General features: G+C 71.8%; 21 protein-coding genes and 1 pseudogene. 12 read left to right on the top strand and 10 right to left on the bottom strand.

Going from position 1 to position 16,749, the window contains the following annotated elements:
* Positions 1–79 precede the first annotated feature (79 nt).
* Complete coding sequence (locus ACFP2V_RS08985; protein ID WP_381208147.1) at positions 80–703, top strand: TetR/AcrR family transcriptional regulator; 624 nt, start codon at positions 80–82, stop codon at positions 701–703.
* Positions 704–789: 86 nt separating this feature from the next.
* Here ACFP2V_RS08985 and ACFP2V_RS08980 read toward each other — a convergent pair whose 3' ends face one another.
* Positions 790–1,695, bottom strand: coding sequence for a LysR family transcriptional regulator (locus tag ACFP2V_RS08980; protein WP_381208144.1), 906 nt, complete (start codon positions 1,693–1,695; stop codon positions 790–792).
* A gap of 146 nt (positions 1,696–1,841) precedes the next feature.
* Here ACFP2V_RS08980 and ACFP2V_RS08975 point away from each other — a divergent pair, with 146 nt between their 5' ends.
* Both ACFP2V_RS08975 and ACFP2V_RS08970 read left to right on the top strand, forming a co-directional pair.
* Positions 1,842–2,090 (top strand): hypothetical protein, encoded by a 249-nt coding sequence (locus tag ACFP2V_RS08975; protein WP_381208141.1) that lies wholly within the window; start codon positions 1,842–1,844, stop codon positions 2,088–2,090.
* 120 nt (positions 2,091–2,210) lie between these two features.
* Complete coding sequence (locus ACFP2V_RS08970; RefSeq protein WP_381208138.1) at positions 2,211–3,401, top strand: CaiB/BaiF CoA transferase family protein; 1,191 nt, start codon at positions 2,211–2,213, stop codon at positions 3,399–3,401.
* 85 nt (positions 3,402–3,486) lie between these two features.
* Here ACFP2V_RS08970 and ACFP2V_RS08965 read toward each other — a convergent pair whose 3' ends face one another.
* Complete coding sequence (locus ACFP2V_RS08965; RefSeq protein ID WP_381208135.1) at positions 3,487–3,915, bottom strand: VOC family protein; 429 nt, start codon at positions 3,913–3,915, stop codon at positions 3,487–3,489.
* 132 nt (positions 3,916–4,047) lie between these two features.
* Here ACFP2V_RS08965 and ACFP2V_RS08960 point away from each other — a divergent pair, with 132 nt between their 5' ends.
* The gene (locus tag ACFP2V_RS08960; RefSeq protein ID WP_381208133.1) at positions 4,048–4,332 is read left to right on the top strand and encodes a hypothetical protein; all 285 of its coding nucleotides are present in this window, start codon (positions 4,048–4,050) and stop codon (positions 4,330–4,332) included.
* Between the two features lie 38 nt (positions 4,333–4,370).
* Here ACFP2V_RS08960 and ACFP2V_RS08955 read toward each other — a convergent pair whose 3' ends face one another.
* Together ACFP2V_RS08955 and ACFP2V_RS08950 are read right to left on the bottom strand one after the other, a co-directional pair.
* Positions 4,371–4,775: a nucleotidyltransferase domain-containing protein gene (locus ACFP2V_RS08955; protein ID WP_381208130.1), complete on the bottom strand. Its 405-nt coding sequence runs from the start codon at positions 4,773–4,775 to the stop codon at positions 4,371–4,373.
* On the bottom strand, positions 4,763–5,302 hold the full coding sequence (locus ACFP2V_RS08950; protein ID WP_381208127.1) for a cysteine hydrolase family protein: 540 nt from the start codon (positions 5,300–5,302) through the stop codon (positions 4,763–4,765). Before ACFP2V_RS08950 ends, ACFP2V_RS08955 begins: the two co-directional genes overlap by 13 nt.
* Before the next feature lie 212 nt (positions 5,303–5,514).
* On the opposite strand from ACFP2V_RS08950, the gene ACFP2V_RS08945 reads away from it, so the two are divergent.
* Positions 5,515–5,943, top strand: a complete 429-nt coding sequence (locus tag ACFP2V_RS08945; RefSeq protein ID WP_381208124.1) for a pyridoxamine 5'-phosphate oxidase family protein — start codon at positions 5,515–5,517, stop codon at positions 5,941–5,943.
* Positions 5,944–6,060: 117 nt separating this feature from the next.
* Positions 6,061–6,507 (top strand): type II toxin-antitoxin system PemK/MazF family toxin, encoded by a 447-nt coding sequence (locus ACFP2V_RS08940; RefSeq protein WP_381208121.1) that lies wholly within the window; start codon positions 6,061–6,063, stop codon positions 6,505–6,507.
* A gap of 46 nt (positions 6,508–6,553) precedes the next feature.
* Here ACFP2V_RS08940 and ACFP2V_RS08935 read toward each other — a convergent pair whose 3' ends face one another.
* On the bottom strand, positions 6,554–7,507 hold the full coding sequence (locus tag ACFP2V_RS08935; protein ID WP_381208118.1) for a TIGR02452 family protein: 954 nt from the start codon (positions 7,505–7,507) through the stop codon (positions 6,554–6,556).
* A 331-nt stretch (positions 7,508–7,838) separates the two neighbouring features.
* Here ACFP2V_RS08935 and egtA point away from each other — a divergent pair, with 331 nt between their 5' ends.
* The 6 genes from egtA to ACFP2V_RS08905 all read left to right on the top strand — a co-directional run bounded on the left by egtA (position 7,839) and on the right by ACFP2V_RS08905 (position 12,941).
* Positions 7,839–9,203: an ergothioneine biosynthesis glutamate--cysteine ligase EgtA gene (gene egtA / locus ACFP2V_RS08930; RefSeq protein WP_381208115.1), complete on the top strand. Its 1,365-nt coding sequence runs from the start codon at positions 7,839–7,841 to the stop codon at positions 9,201–9,203.
* Positions 9,200–10,516, top strand: a complete 1,317-nt coding sequence (gene egtB, locus ACFP2V_RS08925; RefSeq protein ID WP_381208112.1) for an ergothioneine biosynthesis protein EgtB — start codon at positions 9,200–9,202, stop codon at positions 10,514–10,516. The genes egtA and egtB overlap by 4 nt, the downstream gene beginning before the upstream one ends.
* Positions 10,516–11,334, top strand: a complete 819-nt coding sequence (gene egtC, locus ACFP2V_RS08920) for an ergothioneine biosynthesis protein EgtC (RefSeq protein ID WP_381208109.1) — start codon at positions 10,516–10,518, stop codon at positions 11,332–11,334. Before egtB ends, egtC begins: the two co-directional genes overlap by 1 nt.
* Entirely contained in the window at positions 11,331–12,293 is a 963-nt protein-coding gene (egtD, locus tag ACFP2V_RS08915; RefSeq protein WP_381208106.1) for an L-histidine N(alpha)-methyltransferase, read from the top strand. The genes egtC and egtD overlap by 4 nt, the downstream gene beginning before the upstream one ends.
* Positions 12,294–12,433: 140 nt before the next feature.
* The gene (locus ACFP2V_RS08910) at positions 12,434–12,658 is read left to right on the top strand and encodes a hypothetical protein (protein ID WP_381208103.1); all 225 of its coding nucleotides are present in this window, start codon (positions 12,434–12,436) and stop codon (positions 12,656–12,658) included.
* Between the two features lie 67 nt (positions 12,659–12,725).
* Positions 12,726–12,941 (top strand): dodecin, encoded by a 216-nt coding sequence (locus tag ACFP2V_RS08905; RefSeq protein WP_381208100.1) that lies wholly within the window; start codon positions 12,726–12,728, stop codon positions 12,939–12,941.
* 99 nt (positions 12,942–13,040) lie between these two features.
* Here the strand turns inward: ACFP2V_RS08905 and ACFP2V_RS08900 are convergent, their stop codons facing one another.
* The 5 genes and pseudogenes from ACFP2V_RS08900 to ACFP2V_RS08880 all read right to left on the bottom strand — a co-directional run bounded on the left by ACFP2V_RS08900 (position 13,041) and on the right by ACFP2V_RS08880 (position 16,384).
* Positions 13,041–13,532 (bottom strand): phosphatase domain-containing protein, encoded by a 492-nt coding sequence (locus ACFP2V_RS08900; protein ID WP_381208097.1) that lies wholly within the window; start codon positions 13,530–13,532, stop codon positions 13,041–13,043.
* A gap of 22 nt (positions 13,533–13,554) precedes the next feature.
* A pseudogene (locus tag ACFP2V_RS08895) lies at positions 13,555–14,103 on the bottom strand (helicase associated domain-containing protein); the annotation flags it as partial.
* Positions 14,104–14,118: 15 nt separating this feature from the next.
* The gene (locus tag ACFP2V_RS08890) at positions 14,119–15,075 is read right to left on the bottom strand and encodes an ABC transporter permease subunit (RefSeq protein WP_381208095.1); all 957 of its coding nucleotides are present in this window, start codon (positions 15,073–15,075) and stop codon (positions 14,119–14,121) included.
* Positions 15,072–15,983, bottom strand: coding sequence for an ABC transporter ATP-binding protein (locus tag ACFP2V_RS08885; RefSeq protein WP_381208092.1), 912 nt, complete (start codon positions 15,981–15,983; stop codon positions 15,072–15,074). The genes ACFP2V_RS08890 and ACFP2V_RS08885 overlap by 4 nt, the downstream gene beginning before the upstream one ends.
* Complete coding sequence (locus tag ACFP2V_RS08880) at positions 15,980–16,384, bottom strand: GntR family transcriptional regulator (RefSeq protein ID WP_381208089.1); 405 nt, start codon at positions 16,382–16,384, stop codon at positions 15,980–15,982. The genes ACFP2V_RS08885 and ACFP2V_RS08880 overlap by 4 nt, the downstream gene beginning before the upstream one ends.
* Positions 16,385–16,749 lie beyond the last annotated feature (365 nt).

Here is a 16,749-nt window from a genome sequence, read left to right as displayed (position 1 = left end):
CAGCTGTCCGCTTAGCAAGAGTCGGTTTCGGCCATGCCCGGAGGGGGACGGACGAGTGGGTCGGGACGCGGAGCAGGACATGGGCCGGGACACGGGCGGCGAGGCCACGCCGCAGGGCAAGGACACGCCCCCGCGCGCGCAGGCGCCCCTGCGGTCGGACGCGCGGCGCAACCGTGAGCGCATTCTGGAGGTCGCGCTGGCCGAGTTGACCCGGTCGGCCGACACCCCGCTGAGCGTGATCGCCAAGAAGGCGGGCGTCGGCCAGGGCACGCTCTACCGGAACTTCCCCGGCCGGGAGGATCTCGTCCTGGAGATCTACCGGCACGAGATGCGCCGGGTGGCCGACAGCGCGGCGCGGCTGCTGGAGACCCGGGAGCCCGACCGCGCCCTGCGCGAATGGATGGACCGGCTCGCCCTGTTCGCGATGACCAAGGCCGGGCTGGCCGACGCCCTCAGGCAGGCGACCGGCGCACCGGGCAGCCCGGCGAGGCCGGGGCCCAACCCCGTGCTCGAGGCGGCCGAACTCCTGCTGCGCGCCTGCGAGGAGGCCGGAACCATCCGCCCCGGGGTGACCTCGGACGACATGATTCTCGCGATCGGCGGCCTGTGGCAGCTCGACCCCGCCGGGGACTGGCGGCCCAGGGCCACCCGACTGCTGGACATCGTCATGGACGGGCTGCGCGCGGGAGCACCCGGGCGGTAGCCGGGAACCCGGTGGCGGGGCGCCCGAGCGGCGGCAAGGAGCCTGGTGGCGTGGCGGGCGCGAGGCCCTCGCGAGGGGCGCCGCTCTCAGGCGACGGCCGTCGGCGCCAGCTCCCGCAGTTCCCGCAGCGCGGCCTCGACCGCCGGGCGGGCACGGCCGCCCCCTCGGGTGCAGGTCAGCAGTTTGCGGTGCGGATTGCCGGTGCAGCGTACGCGGACGATCGGCAGATGCGGGGTCAGCTGTGCCAGGCGCGGGATCAGGGCGACGCCGAGCCCGTGCGCGACGAGATGGGCGGTGACGTTCCAGTCGAGGGCGTGGTGGACGACGTCCGGGGTGAACCCGGCGGCGCCGCAGGCCGACATCACATGGGGCCGGCAGGGGCTCTCCGGCACCGGCGCGATCCACGGTTCGCGCGCCGCCTCCTCCAGGCCGGCCCGCTCGCGTCCGGCCAGCGGATGCCCTTCGGGGACCACGAGGTCGAACGGGTCGTCCAGCAGGGGTTGTTGGTCGAAGCGCGCGTCGCTCAGCGGCGGGTTGTGCGGGGTCGCCTCGACGATCGCCAGATCGGTGGCCCCCTCGAAGAGCAGGTCGAAGCTCTTCGACACCTCCGTCTCCAGGATCCGTACCGTCAGCCGCGGATGGCGGGCGCCCAGCCGGGCCGCCATGGGGGCCAGCAGGACCGAGATCGCCACCGGGAACCCGGTGACCCGCAGCAGTCCGGTGGGGGCTCCGTGGTCGGCCCGCAGATCCAGTTCGGCCTGTTCCCAGCGGGTCTCGATGGCGTCGGCGTGCGCGAGCAAGCTCTCGGCGGCCGGGGAGAGCCGTACGCCGCGCCCCTGCGGTTCCAGCAGGTCGACGTCCAGGTCGCGGGCGAGCTGGCGGATCTGCTGGGAGGCGGCGGACGGGGTGAAGTGCAGGGCGCGGGCGGCCGCGGTGACCGTGCCGTAGTGGGCGACCGCCCTGAGGACGTGCAGTCGGCGCAGGTCAATCATGTAGTTCAGGCTTAATGGTTGGGTCCACAAAGTCAACCTGGACGTGTACGGAGGGTTCGACGCACCCTGGTCTGTGTCACGACGGCCGATCGGGCCCGTCGTACCGGGAACCGACAACCGGACGTTCGAGAAGCCGAGGAGCCACCATGACCAGCGCGTACGGACCCACCGGTGCGACCGGCGTCGTCTGCCCGTACTGCGGATGGCCGGACGACGCCGAACCGTTCCAGCTGGTGTCGCGGCACAGCACCGCCGCGGGCAGCACGGTGTGGACCCGTTGCGGATGCGGCTCGCTCCAGGTGCGTGCCGTCGACGGCCGCGGCGCGCGCGTCGTCACCCGCAGCAGGCCGCCCGCCGGGATCCCGCCCACCCGGACGTGCGGGACACGCGGCTGAGCGGGCCCAACGGGCCGGGGCGGCCGTTGACAGGCCGCTCGCACCGGCTGTACTGATCAAGCGGACGGGGCAGGCGGTCGGGTTCGGTCCAAGAAGACGAGCGGAAGGCAAGCGGAGGACGTGGACGTGCAGAGACATCCCCTGTCCGGGGTCACGGTGGTCAGCCTGGAGCAGGCCGTGGCCGCGCCATACGCCACCCGGCAGCTCGCCGACCTCGGAGCCCGCGTGATCAAGGTGGAGCGGCCGGGCGAGGGCGACTTCGCACGCCGCTACGACACGACCGTCCACGGCCACTCCAGCTACTTCGTGTGGCTCAACCGGTCCAAGGAGTCCCTCACGCTGAACCTCAAGGATCCGCGGGGCCGCGAGATCCTGCACCAACTCCTCACCGGAGCAGACGTGTTCGTGCAGAACCTGGCACCGGGCGCGGCCGGCCGGCTCGGCCTGGGAACCGACGAGCTCGCCCGGCGTCACCCCCGCCTGATTCCGTGCACCGTCTCCGGCTACGGCACGACCGGCCCCTGGGCCGACCGCAAGGCGTACGACCTGCTGGTGCAGTGCCAGACGGGCCTGGTGTCGCTGACCGGAACGCCGGAGGGGACCGCCCGCACCGGCATCTCGGTGGCCGACATCGCCGCCGGGATGTACGCGTACAGCGGGGTCCTCACCGCTCTCTACACCCGGGCGACCGCCGGCACCGTCCATCCCGTGGAGGTGTCGCTGTTCGAGGCCCTGGCCGAGTGGATGGGCCAGCCCGCCTACTACACCCGTTACGGCGGCAGCCAACCCCCGCGCCTGGGCACGCAGCACGCCACCATCGCCCCGTACGGCACGTACCGGACCGCGGACGGCCGCGAGGTGCTGTTCTCCATCCAGAACGAGCGCGAGTGGGCGGCTCTGTGCACCGAGTTCCTGGGCCGTCCCGAGCTGGCCGGCGATCCGCGCTTCGCGACCGGTTCCGCGCGCGTGGCGCACCGCGAAGAACTCGATGCCGTGATCGCCGAGCGCTTCGCCCGCTCCGACGCCGACGAGCTCCTCGAGGACCTGGAGGCGGTCGGCATCGCCTGCGCGGGAGTCAACGACGTCACCGCCTTCCTCGGCCATCCGGTCCTCGCCGCCCGCGCCCGCTGGCACGAGGTGGCGGTCCCCGGCGCGACGGTGGAGGCCCTGCTCCCCCCGGCCGACCTCGCGGGTCTCCCGCCCCGCATGGACCCGGTGCCCGCCGTCGGCGAGCACACCGAGTCCATCCTCGGCGACCTCGGCCACTCCCCCGCCGACATCGCGGCCCTGCGCGCGGACGCCGTCGTCTGAACGGGCCTGGGAGGGACCGCCAAAGGGCCCGGCCGGGCGGGCCGTGGCGTTTTCCCGGGCCGCTCGGACCGGTCGCCCGGACGGATCAGACCGCCCCGGGGACCTCCTCCGTGACGCCGTTGAACGGGGAGTCGGGGTCGGTTCCGTAGGGGCGGGTGATGACTTCCAGACCGTGACCGGCCGGGTCGGTGAAGTACACGCCGCGGCCGCCGTCGTGGCGGTTGATGCGGCGCGGGTGGCGACCGTGCGGATCGGCCTGGATGGGGATTTCGGCGTCCACGAGCCGGTCGAGGATGGGGGCGAACTCCTCCTCGGAGACCAGGAACGCGTAGTGCTGTACCGGGATGTCGGCGTCGATGGTCGCGAAGTCCAGGGTGACGCCGTTGGCCGTCGTCACGGGAAGGAAGACTCCGGCCGGTTCGCCGACCTCGAGCCCCAGGATCCGGGCGAGGAAATGGGCGGACTTCTCCCGGTCACGGGTGAGAACGATGGTGTGGTTGAACTCGACTGACACTGTTCAATGCCTCCACGGGCATCCGCGGCGCCTCCATGCCTCACCCAGCCGATGACCGGCACGCGATGCCGCACGTTGATGGTATGCAGCTGCGTCGACGGCCGTCGAGGGTTTTTCGCCGGCCGCGGACGGATGGCAGAACACCAGGGAGCGGCAGCCGTCGAGTACCCGGTTGTCCGCCAGATGTTCTTCGCCATCGGCGTGCTCGCGGACGGCGGCACGCAACGCCTCGAGCAGCGCGGCGCGTTGCGGTTCGGCGATCACCGCCCGTGCCTGCCTGCCTGCCTGCCGAACAGTGAACGCCCGGCGCGGAAGGCGATGGAACGGTCGATGACGTACCAGAAGGGCGCGGACTCCGCCGGGTCGAGACCCACCTTGCCCGGCAGCGCCGCACCGGTGTCGAGGTCCAGCAGATAGCCGGCCTCGTCCGACGGGCGGGCGGCGAAGTCGGCGCCTCAGACGGCCAGTTCCAGACCGGCCGCCGGACACGGCAGTGCGGGGTGCGCGAGCGCGCCGGTCGGCTCGTGCGGCGCCCCGCCGGGCAACGACGGGTCCACCACGACCGTGACGTCGACGTCGCTGCGCCCGTGCCGGTAGTCCCCCAGCGCGACGGATCCGACCGCGGGGACACTCACCAGGTAGGGGCCGCAGACCGTGTGGGTGCGACGGAGCAGCTCCCGCAGACAGGGGCACAGCTCGGCGGGCAGGTGCTGCGGAGTGGAGGGTGAGGAAGCAGTGGGAGAGCCTGTGGTACGCGCCGTCGGGAGAGCTTGTGGTACGCGCCATACGGTCAGTGTCGCGCGGTTCGACGCGTTCCGGTCCCGCACCGACGGACGGGCCTGCGCCGTCACTCCGTCCACAGGTCGTCGCTGTCGCACACGTGGGCGCTCATGTTGCGTTCCATCATCCGCAGGGCGGCATCCGCCAGGTCGGCGTGAATATGGGCGACGGCGTCACGCGGGACCAGCACATCGAGGTGGCGGATGTGGGCGTCCAGCGCGGAGTACAGCACGCACTGCTCCGTCACCTGGCCGCACAGGACGATCAGGTCGACGCCCTGCTGGTGGAGGAGGTAGTGCAGCGGTGTATCGAAGAAGATCGAGTGGCGGGCCTTGACCACGAAGAGTGAGGAGTCGGTCGGCCGCAGCGGTTCGACGAGGTGTGCATGGGACCCTGCGAGCGCCTTGTCGAGGAGCTCACCGTGGTGCGAACGCCACTCTCCGAAGTTGTCATTGACGTAGATCACCGGGACGTCCCGCTGCCGCGCCCGGTGCAGCAGGCCGGAGATGACCGGTACGACCGACTCCGCGGACGGCATCAGCAGCTCGGCGTCCTGGTGGTCATAGGTGTTGATCATGTCGATGACGATCAGCGCGGCCTTGCCCATGCCACCAGTTTTCCCCTTTGCCCGTCCGAACTCGAACGGACTCGACGGCAGGGCCCGGCCGTCCCTGCCGGACCCCACCGGCCCCCGGAGTACCCACCCGCACCGTTTTCACACGCAGGCACCCGCTCTTCGGGTACCGGTCGGTGGCCCAGGTGTCTCATCAGGGCCGTCCGGCCCTAGCCCGGACGGGATCAGCCGCCGACCATGGACTGATGTTCCAGAGCGATGGTTTCCGTGCACTCGAACGCCAGGAGTGCCTGCGCCTGCTGGCCAAGGCGCCGGTCGGTCGCGTCGTGTACACCCGGCAGGCACTGCCCGCCGTCCTGCCCGTCGACTTCTCCCTGGACGCGGACTCCTCCGTGCTGCTGTGCACCTCGCGGGACTCCGACCTGGTGCGTGCCATCGACGGGGTCGTGGTGGCCTTCGAGGCCGACGAATTCCACGCCGAGCACCGGGCCGGATGGAGCGTGGTGGTCACGGGCCGGGCCGCGGTGGTGACCGACCCCACCGAGCACGAGCGGCTGCTGCGGACCGGTCCCGATTCCTGGATGCCGATGCGGGACGGGGTGTTCGTACGGATCGAGACCGGGATGGTCTCGGGCAGGGAACTCACGGGCGCGAGCGTGCACGGCACAGCGTGAACCCTCCCACCACGTGCGCCACAACCGCCGTCTACCGCGGCCCACCGGGAGCCGTAGGCGCCCTTGCCGGGCAAGGCAGTTGATCACGGCCGCGGTGGCATCCCGTACGGTACGCCTGTGACCGAGTACAGCACTGATGAAGTCCCCGGCCGCTTCGGCCCCACCGCCACCACGGAGGCCGAGCCCGGCGAGGTGGGCCGGGTACGCACGGAATACTCGCCCGAACGCGACGGTGATCCCGATCCGGGGGAAATAGTCTGGACCTGGGTGCCCTACGAGGAGAACGACGGCCGGGGCAAGGACCGTCCGGTACTCGTGGTCGCGCGGGAGCCGGCCGGGACCTTCCTCGCGGTGCAGCTGTCGAGCAAGCAGCGGGACGGGGACCGGGACTGGGTGCCGATCGGGAGCGGGCCGTGGGACCGCTCGGGCCGCGATTCGTGGGTGGCCGTCGACCGGGTACTGCGGCTGCACGAGGACGGCATGCGCCGCGAGGCGTGCGCCCTGGACCGGATGCGGTTCAATCTGGTGCGTCACCGGCTGCGCGAGCGGTACGGCTGGAACTGACCTGGGCCGGCTTCCCACCGGGTCCGTCACTCCGTCACCGGGCCCCTCACGAGGCTGTCACCAGGTCCGCGAACGCCTGCTCGAAAGCCGTTCGGATCTCGCTTCCACGCGTGCGGTCCAGAATCCCGAACACCACATGCTCGAACGCTCCCGCGAAGCGTCCGCCCGGCTCCAGCGGAGCCCGGAACGCGGCCGCCACCTGCGCGGGATCGTTCCGGAACACCCCGCAGCCCCAGGCGCCCAGCACCAGCCGCCGGTAGCCGTGGGCCACGGCGGTCTCCAGCACCCGCTCCGCCCTGACCGCCAGGGCGCGGGGCACCTCGGCCGCGCGCTCCGGTGCGGTGCGTAGGATCACGCCGGCGTTCGGCGCGGCCGAGGTGAGGAAACCGACGGGGAACGGCTCGTCGAGGAGCCGGCCGCGATCGTCGCGGAAGACGGGCACGGCGGGCGAGTGGATCACGCGGTCGGTGTAGAACGGGTCGCGGTGCGTCCGGTGGTGGTCGTAGAACTCGGCCGCCCGCAACAGGCAGACGTACAGGGCGGAGGCGCGGCACAGCGCCTCCTCCTGGGCCTGGGCGCCGTTGAGGTAGCCGCCGCCGGGATTGCGCGCGGAGGCGAAATTCAGCACCGCGGGAACGCTGTGCGTGCCGTCGCCCTCTCCCGTGAGCCGGCGGGCGGCCTCCAGGCTGCTCTCCCCGGTGACCTCGATCCGGGCCCCCACCGGCCGGAAGGCCGGTGACGAGGCCGGGAATGAAGCCGCGCCGGCGCCCGGAGCCGGGGCACCGCGGACCGCAGACCGCGCCGGAACCGGGACCGACGCCTGCACCTGCACCTGCGCCGGAACCCGCAGCGGCTCCGGCCCGTACATCCGCGTACCGTCCTGCGCGGCCTCGACCGCTGCCGCCAGGCGCACTTCGCGACCGTCGGCCGGAGCGCGGTAGCCTCCCGACGCCACGATCCGCTCGGTCTCGCGCGCGATGCCGCGCAGACGCGCGCTCACGCCGCGACCCCCGTACGCGCCGTGACCGCGCGCCCCGCGATCGCCCCCGTGCTCCCCGTCGGCATGTTCTCCGGATTCTCCCCCGTCGTGCTCATACGAGCATCGTGAGCGATGCTGGGGAGGCAACGCAACGGAGTTTCCCCTCCACGGAAAGCCCGGGGAGGGGCGGAAAAGCCCTGGGAAACGGGCGGGGCGGAGAGGTTACCGGCCCAAAACGCCCGCCAGGCGCCCTTGTGCCGCACGTCGTGAGGGTTTTGGCTGGACGAGTTGATGCCTGCCCGGTAAAAGACCCCGGGCCGGCGACATGGTGGCATCTCAGGAGGATTCCCACATGTCCGATTCGGCAAGTGGCTGTAGCGAGCCACGTCCCGTCGTCACCGAAGCCGAGGTGGAAGCCCTCGTACGGGGCATCTGCTTCAAGACCGGACCACCGCGCCGCCTCGGTGTGGAGGTGGAATGGCTCGTCCACGAGCTGCGGGCCCCGCGGCTCCCCGTGACACCCGAACGACTCGAAGCGGCCTACGCCGCTCTGCGGAACGTGCCCCTGAATTCGGCGCTCACCGTCGAACCCGGAGGCCAGCTGGAGCTCAGCTCGCAGCCCGCCGCCTCCCTCATGGAGTGCATCGGCACCGTCCGCGCCGACCTCGACGCCGTCCGCGCGGTACTGCGCGAGGACGATCTCTGCCTCGTCGGCCTCGGCCACGACCCCTGGCACACACCGCGCCGGTTCCTGCGCGAACCGCGCTACGACGCCATGGAGAGCTGTCTCGACCGCACCGGCCCCGCCGGCCGCGCCATGATGTGCACGTCGGCCTCCGTGCAGGTGTGCCTGGACGCCGGGTACGAGGAACCCGGCACCCTCGGTCATGTGCGGCGCTGGTGGCTGGCGCACCAGCTGGGCGCGGTGCTGGTGGCCGCGTTCGCCAACTCCCCGATGGCCGGCGGCCGGCCCACCGGCTGGCTGTCCACCCGGCAGCTGCGCTGGGCTCAGATCGGCATCGGCCGCGCTGGCGGCCCCGTGCTGGACTCCGAGCCTCGCGGTGCCTGGGCCCGGCACGTCCTGGACGCGCCGGTGATGTGTGTACGGCGGGACAGCGGGCCGTGGGTCGTGCCGGACGGGCTGACCTTTCGCGAGTGGATCAGGTCCGGGGCGCCGGGGGCGCCCACCCGGGAAGACCTCGACTACCACGTCACGACGCTGTTCCCGCCGGTCAGGCCGCGCGGCCACCTGGAGCTGCGGATGATCGACGCGCAGCCCGGTGACGACGGCTGGATCGTGCCGCTGGCCGTGACGACGGCGCTGTTCGACGATCCGGAGGCCGCCGAGACGGCCTACCGGGCGGTGAAGCCGCTGGCCGAACGGGCCCATGGCATGCCCGCGCCGCACAACCCGCTGTGGCGGGACGCGGCCCGCGAGGGCCTGGCCGACCCGGAGCTGCGCGAGGTGGCCTCCGTCTGCTTCCCGGCGGCGCTGCGGGCCCTGCCCGGACTCGGTGCCACGACCGAGGTCGTGGACGCGGTGGCGGCGTACCAGGACCGCTATGTCGCCCGCGGCCGCTGCCCGGCCGACGACCTGCTCGACGCCCTGCGCGCCGGGGCCGACGGCACACCCGGCACGCCGGGCACGCACCCCCACAGCGCTCCCGGCCCGCACGCGCACGGAGCGCATCCGCACGGGAAGGACACCTCCTCATGACCGACCCCGCCCTCGACGCCGAAGCCCTGCGCGAGCGCGCGGTCGCCTCGCTGGTCACCGCGCGCGACCGGACCACCCTGCTGACCAGCTGTGTCGACGAGCCCGATCTCACCGCGCAGCACTCACCGCTGATGTCGCCGCTGGTGTGGGACCTCGCCCACATAGGCAACCAGGAGGAACAGTGGCTGCTGCGGGCCGTCGGCGGGCAGGAGGCGATACGGCCCGAGATCGACAGCTTCTACGACGCTTTCGAGCACCCGCGTGCCGAGCGGCCGAAGTTGCCGCTGCTGCCTCCCGAGGAGGCCCGCCGCTACGCCTCGGACGTGCGCGGCCGGGCACTGGACGTGCTCGAGAGCACCGCGTTCCACGGCGAGCGGCTGACCGAGGCGGGGTTCGCCTTCGGGATGGTCGCGCAGCACGAACAGCAGCACGACGAGACGATGCTGATCACCCATCAGCTGCGCAGCGGCCCGCGGTCCCTGACGGCCCCGGACCCGCAGCCGGCGCCGCTGTTCACCGGCCCGTCCGAAGTGCTCGTCCCCGGCGGCCCGTTCATCATGGGCACCTCGGACGAGCCATGGGCGTTGGACAACGAACGTCCGGCGCACCGGCGCGAGGTGGCGCCGTTCCACATCGACACGACACCGGTGACGAACGCGGCGTACCAGGCGTTCATCGAGGACGGCGGCTACGACGAGCCGCGCTGGTGGACCGCGGAGGGCTGGGCCCACGTCCGCCGGAACTCCGTCACCGCCCCGCTGTTCTGGCGCCGGGGCGGCGGGCAGTGGCTGCGGCGCCGTTTCGGCGCGACCGAGGCCGTGCCGCCCGACGAGCCGGTGCTGCACGTGTGCTGGTACGAGGCGGACGCGTACGCCCGCTGGGCCGGGCGCCGGCTGCCCACCGAGGCCGAGTGGGAGAAGGCCGCCCGGCACGACCCGGCCGGCGACCGCTCGGCGCGCTATCCCTGGGGCGACGCCGACCCCGGCCCGGAGCACGCCAACCTCGGCCAGCGCCACCTGCGGCCCGCGCCCGCGGGCAGCTATCCGGCCGGCGAGTCACCGCTCGGGGTACGCCAGTTGATCGGCGACGTGTGGGAGTGGACGTCCAGCGACTTCCTGCCCTACCCGGGGTTCAGGGCGTTCCCGTACAAGGAGTATTCGGAGGTGTTCTTCGGGGGCGACTACAAGGTGCTGCGCGGCGGTTCGTTCGCGGTGGACGCGGTGGCCTGCCGGGGCACGTTCCGCAACTGGGACCATCCGTTCCGGCGGCAGATCTTCTCCGGGTTCCGCACGGCCCGCTCGGAGAGCGTCTGATGTGCCGTCATATCGCGTACGTGGGCCCCGAGGAACCGCTCGGCCGGCTCCTCGTGGACCCACCGCACGGGCTGTACCGCCAGTCGTGGGCGCCCCGGCACCAGCGGTACGGGACGGTCAACGCCGACGGCTTCGGCGTGGGCTGGTACGCGCCGGGCGACCCGGTGCCCGCCCGGTACCGCAGGGCGGGGCCGATCTGGGGCGATCCGTCGTTCGCCGATCTCGCCCGGGCTGTCCGCACCCCGGCGCTGCTCGCGGCCGTCCGGGACGCGACCCTGCCGGGTGCGGACGGCGAGGCCGCGGCGGCGCCGTTCGCCGCGGGGGCCTGGCTCTTCAGTCACAACGGGGCCGTGCGGGGCTGGCCGGGCACGCTCGCGCCGCTCGTGACGACCCTGCCACCCGAGGACGTGCTGTCGCTCGAGGCCCGCAGCGACTCCGCGTTCGTGTGGGCCCTGGTGCTCGCACGACTGCGGACCGGGGACGAGGAGGGGCAGGCACTGGCCGACACCGTGCTGGAGGTCGCCGCGGCGGCTCCCGGATCCCGGCTCAACCTGCTTCTCACCCAGGGCGACACGATCACCGCGACCGCGTGGGGCGACACGCTCTGGTACCTCGCCCGGCCGGGCGGCGGCACCGTCGTGGCCTCCGAGCCGTACGACGACGATCCGCACTGGCGCGAGGTCCCCGACCGCACCCTGCTGGCCGCGAGCCGCACGGACGTGCTGCTCACTCCGCTCAAGGAGCCGGGCGACGCCCTGGCGAGCACCCACACATCGACACCGCACACACCGGCACCACCGAAGGAGCCCCGCCCGTGAGTCCGTTCCACCTCACCCGCACCCTGCCCGAGGACGCCACCGACGCCGCCCTGCGCGCCGATGTCCTCCAGGGCCTGACCGGCAGCCCCAGAACGCTGCCGCCGAAGTGGTTCTACGACGCACGGGGCAGTGAGCTGTTCGAAGAGATCACCGAGTTGCCGGAGTACTACCCGACGCGCGCCGAACGCGAGATCCTGCTCGCCCGCTCCGGTGAGATCGCCGAGGCGTCCGGTGCCCGTACCCTCATCGAACTGGGCTCCGGCTCCTCGGAGAAGACCCGCCACCTGATCGACGTCCTGACCGGGCTGCACACGTACGTCCCCGTCGACGTCAGCGAGAGCGCCCTGACCCTGGCGGGCCGGGCACTCGCCGCCGAGCGGCCGGGGCTGAACGTGCACGCCCTGATCGACGACTTCACCGGCCGCATGACGCTGCCCGACACCCCGGGACCGCGTCTGGTCGCGTTCCTCGGCGGCACGATCGGGAATCTGCTGCCCGCCGAGCGGGCCGCGTTCCTGGCCTCCGTACGTGCGATGCTCGCCCCGGGGGACGCGCTGCTCCTCGGCACGGACCTGGTCAAGGACGAGAAGGTGCTGGTCCGGGCGTACGACGACGCGGCCGGGGTGACGGCCGCGTTCAACAAGAACGTCCTGACCGTCATCAACCGGGAGCTGGGCGCCGACTTCGATCCGGCCGCCTTCGACCATGTGGCCGCGTGGGACGCCGAACACGAGTGGATCGAGATGCGGCTGCGCTCGCGCGACCGGCAGACGGTGAAGATCCCGGCGCTCAATCTCGCCGTCGACTTCGGTGCGGGCGAGGAGCTGCGCACCGAGGTCTCGGCGAAGTTCCGCAAGGAGCGCGTACGGGAGGAACTGGACGCTGCCGGATTGGAGTTGGCCCGGTGGTGGACGGATGAGGAGGGCCGGTTCGCACTGTCGCTGAGCATGGTGCGCTGACGGGGCCGGCGGCAGCGAGGGCCCGGGATCACCGGGACCCCCGCCTCACCAGCGCCTCCGTCGAAAGCGGTTCACTGTCCGACAGGCGCGGCAAGGTGCCCGGCGGCCGGTGAACAGCCGGCCCGGACGGTGTACGGGCCGTGAGCACCGGATCCGGGCACGGAGGGCGTGCCCGGATCCGCGCCGAGACGCGGCCGGGCGTGAAGTGCGCCGTGTCCGGGGCGGAACGCTTCCCGCCCCGGACATGGGTGGTGTTCCTCCTCGGCACCGCGGCGGCCGGTGGTGCGGGGCAGGAGGCCGCCGACGATCCGGGCGCGGGGCCCGACATCTCGCACTCGGCCACTACTTGGGGCACGGTGGAATGACGTGTGACACAGGAGGCGGCCCTCCGGCGCCCGCACCGGCGGAGCCACCGACGAGAGGAGCACCCGCATGTCGAACCACACCTACCGAGTCACGGAGATCGTCGGCACGTCGCCCGACAGCGTGGAACAGGCCGTCCGCAACGGCGTCGAGCGCGCCGCGCAGACCCTGCGCAATCTGGACTGGTTCGAGGTGACCCAGGTGCGCGGCCAGATCGAGGAGGGCCGCATCGCGCACTGGCAGGTGGGCCTGAAGGTCGGCTTCCGCCTGGACGAGCCGGCCTGAGCCATCCGCCCCGTCCCCGAAGGCAGCCGCCGCGAGCAACCGGGCGCGTTCACGGCACGGGAGCCGTACACACCCGGAAGGGAGCGGGAGGGGCGGCCGTCACGTCCGCCCCTCCCGCTGCTGTGCCGCCTTCAACTCCCCCGACGGGGCCGTCCAGCGGGCGTGCACAACGGTGAATCCCGCCCGCCGTGCGTCCGCGCAGACCAGTTCGTCGTCGTCCACGAGCACCCGGATCTCCCGGGTGCGGGCGAGGCGGCGCAGGATCGCGAGCTTGGTGTACCGGGCGGGCCTCCGGTCGGCGTCGCCACGCATGTGCACCGGCCCTTCGGGCAGCCCCTGGGCGGCCAGCCAGTCCAGCGTGTCGCGCCGGCAGCGCTCTGGGCGTCCGGTGAGGTAGACGATCTCGCACTCCTGCGCGCTCGCGTGCACCAGTGCGATGCCCTCCGCGAGGGACGGGTCCTCGGGCGCGGTGGCGAAGAAGGCGTCCCAGTCGCGCGGCCTGCACTCCAGGAACCGCTGCCGGTGCGCGGTGTCGGCAAGGGTGTTGTCCAGGTCGAACACGGCGAGCGGGCGCCTGTTACTGTCGGTCACACCGCCCAGCCTAGGCCCAAGGACGGTTCCTTCGATCACCGAGCCGCTTGCCCACGGGCACCATCGCCTCGCTCTCGCCCCACACGGCGTCCTGGCGGGGCGCGAGGTGGCCGGTGGCCCGCCGGTAGGACCGGAGCGCGGCGAGCTTGTTCTCCCACGCCTCTTCGCCTGGCTCCCAGACCATCCCGGCCTCGAGGGCGTCCAGCAGGGTCTTGCGCCGCTCCTCCAGCTCACCCGCCCGCAGCGCCTTCCTCTGCTGGTGCACCCACCTGCCCAGCGGGAAGTCCTTCGTGACGCCGACCTCGGTCTCCACGTCATACGGGACGGCGTGCAGGCCGGTGATCTTGTTCTCGGCCCGCCACCGCTGGAGGGCCTGGTAGCCCTCCAGCCACACCAGGCTCTCGGGCCGGTAGACGCGGGTGCGCAGGAACGCGGCGATGGTCGCGGCGTCGCGGGGGCTGGAGAAGTTGAGCAGTGCCGAATCGGCGGCGGCCTGCGTGTCGTCCTGCTCCTGGTCCTCGTTGTCCTCGTCGCCGGCCCCGACGATCTGCCCGTCCTCATCTCGCTTCACGAGGTGCAGTCCGGTTCAGATGGCTCGTCGACGGATGCGTATCACCAGCACGGTCAGCAGGACGGCGGTGAGCGCGATGAACAGGCCGGCTTCGATGGCCTGCAGGGTCCAGAAGCGGTCGCCGGGCTGGTATTCGTACCAGTCCTTGAGGCCGTGCCGGTGCAGGTAGCCGGGCCACTCCTCGCGCGGCATGCCGGCGGCCAGGGTGTCGGCCTCGACCTTGCTCAACCGGTGCCCGTCCGGGCCGACCAGGCCGTGTCCGAGGATCCGGTCCTGGGGTCCGGGCTGCAGCGCTTGGACGTTCTCCGCGGTGGGGTCGAGCGTGACCTGGCGGGGTGGCAGCAGGTGCATGCGCAGCTGCGTCTCCACCGGGACCCGTACGACGAGGTAGGCGGCGAAGGTGGCTGCCATGGCCGCCAGAGTGCGGCGGAGATAGGCGCCTGCCACCGCGCCGGCCGCGAAGGCGAACAGCGTGTGCGCCGGAAAGACCAGGCCCTGCACCGAGAAGGCCATGTCGAGGCGACCTTTGACCTTCGCATCGGCGGAGAACCACCAGGTGACCAGCCACGACAACGCGCACGACGTCAGCAGGACGCCCGCTCCGGCAGCGAATACCTTGGTGCGTAGCCAGCGGGTGCGCGGTACGGACTGGGACCAGGCCAGCTGCCAAGTGCCCTGCTCGTACTCACGGGCCAGCAGGGGTGCGCCGAGGAACAGGCCGGCGGCCGCGGGCAGTGCCACCAGCCAGGGCACCACGTTGTTGATGTAGGGCTGGTAACCGTCGGCGATGTCCTGCAGGAAGACGCTCTGGCAGCCGCTGCGCTTGGTCTGCAGGCAGTCGTCGACGCCGGAAACGGTGAACAGGTGGTGCATGTCGAGGGCGTTGGGGACCAGCGCGAGTGCGGTCAGCGCGAACACGGCGGCCAGCAGGGCAGCATCCATGCGGTGCTGGCGCCAGATCAGCCACTTCATCGCCCACTCACCTCACTGGCGGCACGGTGAGTGCGGGCCTGGTGGGACTGCTCCAGGTAGGCGTGCACGAGGTCCTCCAGACCGAGCGGATGAGCCTGCCAGCCGGGCGCTGCTGGGCCTGCGCCGGTGCGGGCCACAACGTTGATGTGCCGTTGACCGTGCACAACGGTGAGCACGCCGTCCGCCGAGCGCAGGGCGTCGTCGCTGTGTCCGTTGCGCGGGCCGACCAGGAGTCGATGCCCGGCCAGGAGCGTGTCGAGGTCATCCGCCAGCCGGATGCGGCCCTCGTCGATGAGTACCAGGTAGTCGCAGACCCGCTCCAGCTCGCTGACGACGTGCGAGGAGAACAGCACAGTGATCGCATCGTCGGCGACAGCGGTCATCAAGGACCGCAGGAACTCGCGCCGGGCCAGCGGGTCCAAACTCGCCAACGGCTCGTCCAACACCAGCAACCGGGGCCGCTTGGCGAGCGCCAGGACCAGGGCGACCTGGGCCTGCTGCCCGCCGGACAGCTGACCGGCCCGGCGCTCCAGCCCAATGTCGAGGCCGGCCAGGCGGCGCTCCGCGTATGCCTGGTCCCAGCCGGGGTTCATCTCGCGCCCCAGACGCAGCAGTTCGCGCACCTTGAAGCGCTTGTAGAGGGGGTGTTCCTGGGCGACGAAGCCGACCTGGGACAAGGCCGCGACGGTGTGCGTGGCCGCATCCCGGCCCAGCACGGACACGGTGCCGGAGGTGGGATGCAACAGCCCGGCGATCAGGCGCAACAGCGTGGTCTTGCCCGCACCATTGGGGCCGACCAACGCGACTACGCGGCCCGCCGGCAAATCCAGGTCGCAGCCATTGAGGGCGAGCAGCTTGCCGTACTGCTTGGTCAGGCCGCGGGTGCTGACGACCATATCGGTGCTCATGCCACGCCCTCTCCGTCTGCGACGCTGGTCCCCCGCCGTACGGCGGCGATCAGCGCGGTGACATCGGCCTCGTCGAGCCCGGCCGCCTGCGCCTGGTCCAGCCAGCGCTCCAGGTTGCGGCGCAGGACGGCATAGCTGCCTGACGGGACTGCCGTGCGAGGCGATTCGGCGACGAAGGTCCCGATCCCCGGCCGGCCGTGCACCAGCCCCTCTTGCTCGAGCTGGCGATACGCCTTGGCCACGGTGTTTGGGTTGATGGCGAGCTCGGCGACCACCTCACGGATCAGCGGGAGACGATCTCCGGGCAGTAAGTAGCCCAACAGCAGTGCGCCGCGGACCTGGTGGACCAGCTGCAGATAGGGGGGGACCCCGGACGCGGAGTCCTGATGGAAGACGAACATGGCCTCCCCTCCATTCTTCTACCACTTTCCTAGGAAGCCAGTAAAAGTAGGCCGAGGAAAGAGCTGCCTTGTCAAGAGGCATGCACCAAACGCTCGATCCTCTACTGGTGGTCCCCGAGTTGGTCGCGGAGATCAGCGTCGACCTCGCGGTCGACCGGGGCGTGCACATACGAGAGCAGGGGTGAGTCGGCTGCGGCGTTGGTCGTTTCACTGACGGGCTCGCCGTGCCGGTGGGAGAATCGGCAGGCTGGAAAACCTTGGCGTCTCCGGGTAGCGGTGGTGACCATCACCCTCAGGGGGCTGTCGAAAAATAACTCCTCGATCTTGATGTGGAGTTATGGGGGCGTGGAGTCGTGCCCGGCGAT

Source organism: Streptomyces incanus (genome assembly GCF_042656345.1).
Classification (GTDB): Bacteria; Actinomycetota; Actinomycetes; order Streptomycetales; family Streptomycetaceae; genus Streptomyces; species Streptomyces incanus.
This window is presented reverse-complemented; position numbering and strand designations above follow the sequence as displayed.

Coding starts and splice junctions, on each gene's coding strand:
- ACFP2V_RS08985 (WP_381208147.1), top strand. CDS start 80: ATGGGCCGGGACACGGGCGGCGAGGCCACGCCGCAGGGCAAGGACACG.
- ACFP2V_RS08980 (WP_381208144.1), bottom strand. CDS start 1,695: ATGATTGACCTGCGCCGACTGCACGTCCTCAGGGCGGTCGCCCACTAC.
- ACFP2V_RS08975 (WP_381208141.1), top strand. CDS start 1,842: ATGACCAGCGCGTACGGACCCACCGGTGCGACCGGCGTCGTCTGCCCG.
- ACFP2V_RS08960 (WP_381208133.1), top strand. CDS start 4,048: ATGGCAGAACACCAGGGAGCGGCAGCCGTCGAGTACCCGGTTGTCCGC.
- ACFP2V_RS08950 (WP_381208127.1), bottom strand. CDS start 5,302: ATGGGCAAGGCCGCGCTGATCGTCATCGACATGATCAACACCTATGAC.
- ACFP2V_RS08945 (WP_381208124.1), top strand. CDS start 5,515: ATGTTCCAGAGCGATGGTTTCCGTGCACTCGAACGCCAGGAGTGCCTG.
- egtA (WP_381208115.1), top strand. CDS start 7,839: ATGTCCGATTCGGCAAGTGGCTGTAGCGAGCCACGTCCCGTCGTCACC.
- egtB (WP_381208112.1), top strand. CDS start 9,200: ATGACCGACCCCGCCCTCGACGCCGAAGCCCTGCGCGAGCGCGCGGTC.
- egtC (WP_381208109.1), top strand. CDS start 10,516: ATGTGCCGTCATATCGCGTACGTGGGCCCCGAGGAACCGCTCGGCCGG.
- ACFP2V_RS08905 (WP_381208100.1), top strand. CDS start 12,726: ATGTCGAACCACACCTACCGAGTCACGGAGATCGTCGGCACGTCGCCC.
- ACFP2V_RS08890 (WP_381208095.1), bottom strand. CDS start 15,075: ATGAAGTGGCTGATCTGGCGCCAGCACCGCATGGATGCTGCCCTGCTG.
- ACFP2V_RS08885 (WP_381208092.1), bottom strand. CDS start 15,983: ATGAGCACCGATATGGTCGTCAGCACCCGCGGCCTGACCAAGCAGTAC.
- ACFP2V_RS08880 (WP_381208089.1), bottom strand. CDS start 16,384: ATGTTCGTCTTCCATCAGGACTCCGCGTCCGGGGTCCCCCCCTATCTG.